Source organism: Leisingera sp. SA32, from assembly GCF_056033425.1.
Genome location: NZ_JBVYHB010000001.1, coordinates 541,197 through 544,277 on the forward strand (window position 1 = coordinate 541,197; position 3,081 = coordinate 544,277).

The 3,081-nt window shown below is 54.3% G+C and carries 1 tRNA gene and 2 rRNA genes (1 of these 3 cut by a window edge); all 3 read left to right on the forward strand.

Going from position 1 to position 3,081, the window contains the following annotated elements:
- Positions 1 to 2,649: ribosomal RNA gene (locus AC0IPL_RS02575) — 23S ribosomal RNA — on the forward strand (it extends 181 nt beyond the left edge of the window).
- A gap of 195 nt (positions 2,650 to 2,844) precedes the next feature.
- Positions 2,845 to 2,959: ribosomal RNA gene (rrf, locus tag AC0IPL_RS02580) — 5S ribosomal RNA — on the forward strand.
- A gap of 45 nt (positions 2,960 to 3,004) precedes the next feature.
- Positions 3,005 to 3,081 (forward strand) — tRNA-Met (locus AC0IPL_RS02585).

Here is a 3,081-nt window from a genome sequence, read left to right on the forward strand (position 1 = left end):
AGGTACTTAAGGACTGAATACATAGGTCTTTAAGAGCAAACCCGGGGAACTGAAACATCTAAGTACCCGGAGGAAAGGACATCAATAGAGACTCCGTTAGTAGTGGCGAGCGAACGCGGACCAGCCGAGCCTGATGAGTGAGAAGAACATGTTGGGAAGCATGGCCATAGCGGGTGATAGCCCCGTATTCGAAGCTCTGAGGGACGTATCAAGTAGGGCGGGACACGTGAAATCCTGTTCGAAGATCGGAGGACCACCTCCGAAGGCTAAGTACTCCTTACTGACCGATAGCGAACCAGTACCGTGAGGGAAAGGTGAAAAGCACCCCGACGAGGGGAGTGAAACAGTACCTGAAACCGAACGCCTACAATCAGTTGGAGGCCCCTTGAGGGCTGACAGCGTACCTTTTGTATAATGGGTCATCGACTTGGTCTCACGAGCAAGCTTAAGCCGCTAGGCGGAGGCGCAGCGAAAGCGAGTCTTAATAGGGCGCATGAGTTCGTGGGATCAGACCCGAAACCGAGTGATCTAGGCATGGCCAGGTTGAAGGTGCGGTAACACGCACTGGAGGACCGAACCCACATCTGTTGAAAAAGATCGGGATGAGCTGTGCCTAGGGGTGAAAGGCCAATCAAACTCGGAGATAGCTGGTTCTCTGCGAAATCTATTTAGGTAGAGCGTCATCCGAATACCCCGGGGGGTAGAGCACTGGATGGGTAATGGGGCCCCACAGGCTTACTGATCCTAACCAAACTCCGAATACCCGGGAGTACTAGATGGCAGACACACGGCGGATGCTAACGTCCGTCGTGGAGAGGGAAACAACCCTGACCTCCGGCTAAGGCCCCCAATTCATGGCTAAGTGGGAAAGCAGGTGGGATGTCCAAAACAACCAGGAGGTTGGCTTAGAAGCAGCCATCCTTTAAAGATAGCGTAACAGCTCACTGGTCTAAATAAGACGTCCTGCGGCGAAGATGTAACGGGGCTCAAGCCATGAGCCGAAGCCGAGGATGCCCATAGGGCATGGTAGCAGAGCGTAGTGTGACATAGTCTCATGTCTCCTTACTTCCCTCGGGAAGATTGGAGACAAGAGGCTTTCGATGAAGCGGGCGCGTGAGCGATCCCGTGGAGAGATCACTAGCGAGAATGATGACATGAGTAGCGACAAAGAGTGTGAGAGACACTCTCGCCGAAAGTCCAAGGGTTCCTGCTTAAAGCTAATCTGAGCAGGGTAAGCCGGCCCCTAAGCCGAGGCCGAAAGGCGTAGGCGATGGGAACCAGGTTAATATTCCTGGGCCGTGGAGTGGTGACGGATTGCAAAGGTAGTTCACTCTTATCGGATTGAGTGGGCTGCTCAGCAGTCCCTGGAAATAGCCCTCCTTTCAGACCGTACCCTAAACCGACACAGGTGGACTGGTAGAGAATACCAAGGCGCTTGAGAGAACGATGTTGAAGGAACTCGGCAAAATACCTCCGTAAGTTCGCGAGAAGGAGGCCCGGGTCCTACGCAAGTGGAATCCGGGGGCACAAACCAGGGGGTGGCGACTGTTTATTAAAAACACAGGGCTCTGCGAAGTCGCAAGACGACGTATAGGGTCTGACGCCTGCCCGGTGCCTGAAGGTTAAAAGGAGGGGTGAGAGCTCCGAATTGAAGCCCAGGTAAACGGCGGCCGTAACTATAACGGTCCTAAGGTAGCGAAATTCCTTGTCGGGTAAGTTCCGACCTGCACGAATGGCGTAACGACTTCCCCGCTGTCTCCAACATCGACTCAGCGAAATTGAATTGCCTGTCAAGATGCAGGCTTCCCGCGGTTAGACGGAAAGACCCCGTGCACCTTTACTACAGCTTCGCACTGGTATCAGGATTGTGATGTGCAGGATAGGTGGTAGGCATCGAAACCAGAACGCAAGTTCCGGTGGAGCCTCCCTTGAGATACCACCCTTCGCACTCTTGATATCTAACCGCGGTCCGTTATCCGGATCCGGGACCCTGCGTGGCGGGTAGTTTGACTGGGGCGGTCGCCTCCTAAAGAGTAACGGAGGCGCGCGAAGGTTGGCTCAGAGCGGTCGGAAATCGCTCGTTGAGTGCAATGGCAGAAGCCAGCCTGACTGCAAGACTGACAAGTCGAGCAGAGACGAAAGTCGGCCATAGTGATCCGGTGGTCCCGCGTGGAAGGGCCATCGCTCAACGGATAAAAGGTACGCCGGGGATAACAGGCTGATACTGCCCAAGAGTCCATATCGACGGCAGTGTTTGGCACCTCGATGTCGGCTCATCTCATCCTGGGGCTGGAGCAGGTCCCAAGGGTACGGCTGTTCGCCGTTTAAAGAGGTACGTGAGCTGGGTTTAGAACGTCGTGAGACAGTTCGGTCCCTATCTGCCGTGGGTGTAGGATACTTGAGAGGAGTTGCCCCTAGTACGAGAGGACCGGGGTGAACGATCCACTGGTGGACCAGTTGTTATGCCAATAGCAGTGCTGGGTAGCTATGATCGGACAGGATAACCGCTGAAGGCATCTAAGCGGGAAGCCCCCCTCAAAACAAGGTATCCCTGAGGGCCGTGGAAGACCACCACGCCGATAGGCCGGAGATGTAAGTGCAGCAATGCATTCAGTTGACCGGTACTAATCGCCCGATAGGCTTGATTTGATCCAGTAACAGACAGTGTTGCCGGAACCAAATAAGCAAACATCCCGAACAAACACTTGGACAACGTTGATTGTAACGCCTTCCGCATGTGGAAATGTCTCGTGACATAACTCAGGTGCGGCAACGCATGTTTACTTCGTAAACACGCTGCCTGCCGCCAAATCCACCTGCCGAAGGCAGCTGGATTTTTCTCGGTTTGGTGGCTACAGCACAAGTGAAACACCCGGTCCCTTCCCGAACCCGGAAGTTAAGCACTGTCGCGCCGATGGTACTTGGGCTCAAGCCCTGGGAGAGTAGGTCACCGCCAAACCTAGTAAAATCCAAATCCTCTCTCAACGATAGAAAATCAACCTGACGCGGGATGGAGCAGCCAGGTAGCTCGTCAGGCTCATAACCTGAAGGTCGCAGGTTCAAATCCTGCTCCCGCAACCA